This is a genomic window from Arsukibacterium sp. (genome assembly GCF_036735525.1).
GTDB lineage: Bacteria > Pseudomonadota > Gammaproteobacteria > Enterobacterales > Alteromonadaceae > Alishewanella.
Window position 1 is genome coordinate 1 of the sequence record NZ_DAINOE010000156.1, and the last position, 3,509, is coordinate 3,509.

A 3,509-nucleotide genomic window follows, 5' to 3' on the forward strand; every position below is an offset into this window, starting at 1 on the left:
CGTAACTTGGTATACTGGCGCAAATAATTCGAGTAGTACGCTATGGCCCAACTGTATTTCTATTACTCAGCAATGAATGCTGGCAAATCCACCTCTTTATTACAAAGCGCCTATAACTACCAGGAACGTGGTATGGCTGTGGCCATTTATACAGCCGCCATTGATCATCGGTTTGGCTTAGGTAAAGTAAGCTCTCGCATAGGTTTGGCGATGGATGCACATGTGTTTAACGCCCAGCTGAATTTTGTTGAGCACATTACCAGTTTGCAGCAGCAAGGCCGACTTGATTGCGTACTGATTGATGAAGCGCAATTTTTAACGAAAGATCAGGTGCGGCAACTAACTGACGTAGTAGATCAGCTTAATATACCAGTGCTGGCCTTTGGTCTTCGTACCGACTTTTTAGGCGAAACTTTTGCCGGCAGTGCCGCGCTACTGGCGTGGGCAGATAAGCTGATAGAGCTTAAAACTATTTGCCATTGTGGCCGTAAAGCAAACTTTGTAGTGCGATTAGATGCAAATGGTAACCCTGCTACGGCTGGCAGTCAGGTGCAAATTGGTGGTAACGAAAGTTATGTGTCTATGTGCCGGCAACACTTTAAAGATTTAGTATGGCAACATACAACTGATAAAACTTAAGGACAGTCCATGTTAATGCTGCATTTAGGTGATGGCGGGCAAACAAAATTATAGACTGTCCCGATAGCTTTAGAGACTGTACCTGATAAATAGCGCTGGTTGTTATTAAGTACAAATCCGTTATAGTGAAACCATACTAGTGGATAATATCTTATGCCAGCAGAGACTAGCCTACCGCATTTTTGGCCTATTTTAGAGGCTATGCCTTACGGCTTACTTTACAAAGAGTCAGCTAAACCACAAATTTTAGCCAATAAGGCGGCATTACAGCTGTTTAACCTGCCTTTGGATAACGGCCGGTTAAGTGTGTCCAGCCTTTCTCATGTTGAACTGCTAGATCCTGACACCCAGCAAAAAATCAATTTATTACATAACCCCTTGCTGCAAGCATTAAGCGGAACTGCGCTGTCTCAACAGGTATTAATACATCTGCCGCAACCGATGCTTATTAATATTCTTAGTCAGTCAATCAAGCTCGACTTTAGCCTGGGCGAAACCATTTTAATCAATCTGAGCACGCAACATCAGGTTACCGCCAGACTGCCCGGCGCAGTAACGGAATTATCAGAGCTACAGGAAGCGCTGGCCTTTGACAAATTAATGTCGCTGATTTCCACTGAGCTGATTAATGTTGATATTGATAAGCTGGATCAACATATCGAAGATGCGCTGGCAGCACTGGGCGAGTTTTGTCATGCTGATCGTAGTTACATTTTCTTATTCAATTCAGATATCACTGAAATGAGCAACACTCACGAGTGGGTACGCGAGCACATAGCGCCACATAAAGACAATTTACAGCAAATCCCCAAAGATGGCCTGCCCTATTTTTTTGAAAGAATGCTGCAAGATCATATCTTCGCTGTGGCCGATGTTAGCCAGTTAACAGAGCAGGCTGCTGCCGAGCGCGCAGAATTTGAGGCCGAGGACATTCAATCAGTACTCTGCTGTGCCATGTTTGCCGGTAAACAACTGCTGGGGTTTGTTGGCTGTGATATGGTAGCGCGGCAACGCAACTGGACAGCCAATGATCTCAGGCGTATCAAGCTGGTCGGTGAAATGATTGCCAACAGTATTCAAAATGTAAATTACCGCCGCTCACTACAAGATATACAGCTAAAACTGCTCAGTGCTAACCAGGAACTGCAAAAGCAAGCCAGTCAGGATGGTTTAACCGGTATTGCAAACCGCCGGCATTTTGATGAAAAACTGGCCGAAGAGCTACAACGTAGCGCCCGGCATCAGCAGCCGCTGGGGCTGATTTTGCTGGATATCGATTTATTTAAACCCTACAACGATCACTACGGCCATCAGGCTGGAGATTTGGCACTGCAACAGGTCGCGCAAGCACTTAGCGCAGAAACCAAACGTCAGGGAGAGTTAGCCGCCCGTTACGGTGGCGAAGAATTTGCGCTTATTTTACCCGGAAGTGATATAAAAGAATGTCAGCAGTTAGCTAAGCGCTTACAAAAGCGCTTAGCCGCATTAGATATTGCGCATGTAAAATCTGATATCTCCCCGCACCTTACCGTTAGCCAGGGTTGTGTCAGCGTTATCGCCGATAAAGAGCATAATGCGGCAACACTGCTGCAAGCGGCGGATAAAGCACTGTATCAGGCTAAAGCCAATGGCCGTAATTGTATTGTCACTGCGCCATAAGCTCCTGATATCGTTGTCGGCTAATTCAGTTTGGTTAACATGGACTGTCCTTGTTGCACGGGTTGGTTAACATAGACTGTCCCTGTTGCACTCATATTGCTAAACACAATCTGGTTAACAAAACATAGACTGTCCCTGTTGCACTCTTGTGTTGAGCATGCCGTTATTGGGGCTAACCCCAATAACGTTGTGCTATCAGCCGGGGTTTAGTCGTAAAAGCCAGAGCGCGCTTCAGTGATATCAATTAACTTAATAGGGCGGTTAAGTGGCTGCCCGCCATCCCTGGCAATTGGCACCCAGGGTAAATAGCCACGCCCCTTAGATGGGCGTATAGAAAACAAATCAAAGGGTACCGATAAGTAAAAGCCTTTGGTAAAACTGCCTTCACCATACTCAGCCGAGGACACATTAGTAATAGCGGCATAAGCGCCTACTATCATGCCGCTGTCAAAGCGCTTAGCAAAGTCGACATTAACGCCCTTATCCTTGGCTAAAAACTGGCCAATATTAAAGGTTAAGCGGGTATTGGGTATAAATTCCGGCTGCCAATACAAGTTTAGATGGCCGGTTAATACCTGGTAGTCAAAAAAGCCAAAATGGTTTTCATAAGAACGCTGCTTCACATAATTCAGATCCACACCCAGCGCAAACTGGCTGTCTACCGGCCGGTACAGCAGCTCTGCGCCCACCCCGCCGTACATGGTTTCTAAATAGCCCGCGTACGCCTGCGCAAACAGATTAGAGCCAAGCTGTTGTTGCCAATGGCCATACAGGTTCTCTGCGCTAAACTTACTGCGGGTAATATATTCACGCACATAGGTTCTTACCCGTGGCAAACTGGATTCCAGCGCGTCAACTTTAAAGTTAAACTTATCAAAGTTTTCCAGTACGGTCAGTTTGGCCGTGCTGTTTACACTAAAGTTGTTATTAAAGCGGTAACCGCCGCCTAAAAACAGGCCGCCCTGGTACATGTAAAAATACTCAGGATTACCAAAAGATTGCACCCAAAAGGTTTCAACACCGCTGTAAAAACCACTGTCATCATTCAGTTTTACCAGCGATAACGCGTCTTTATCGGGGGCCTGGCGCACATAGGTTGAACGCAGATCAGGCTGCAAAGTACTATGGGTGGTAGCTTCCACAAAGGCGTTAACATCAATCAGCTTTTCCACCAAGGGCATGTGGCTGCCATACTCAACCACCCTGATGGT

The 3,509-nt window shown here is 46.2% G+C and carries 3 protein-coding genes; 2 read left to right on the forward strand and 1 reads right to left on the reverse strand.

Going from position 1 to position 3,509, the window contains the following annotated elements; translation table 11 throughout:
* Positions 1-42: 42 nt before the first annotated feature.
* Both V7D78_RS16520 and V7D78_RS16525 read left to right on the forward strand, forming a co-directional pair.
* Positions 43-639: a thymidine kinase gene (locus V7D78_RS16520; RefSeq protein WP_333609554.1), complete on the forward strand. Its 597-nt coding sequence runs from the start codon at positions 43-45 to the stop codon at positions 637-639.
* A gap of 153 nt (positions 640-792) precedes the next feature.
* Positions 793-2,298, forward strand: a complete 1,506-nt coding sequence (locus V7D78_RS16525; protein ID WP_333609555.1) for a sensor domain-containing diguanylate cyclase — start codon at positions 793-795, stop codon at positions 2,296-2,298.
* A 206-nt stretch (positions 2,299-2,504) separates the two neighbouring features.
* On the opposite strand, the gene V7D78_RS16530 is transcribed toward V7D78_RS16525, so the two are convergent.
* Positions 2,505-3,509: YjbH domain-containing protein (locus V7D78_RS16530; RefSeq protein WP_333609556.1), on the reverse strand; the 1,005-nt coding region annotated here is incomplete at its 5' end.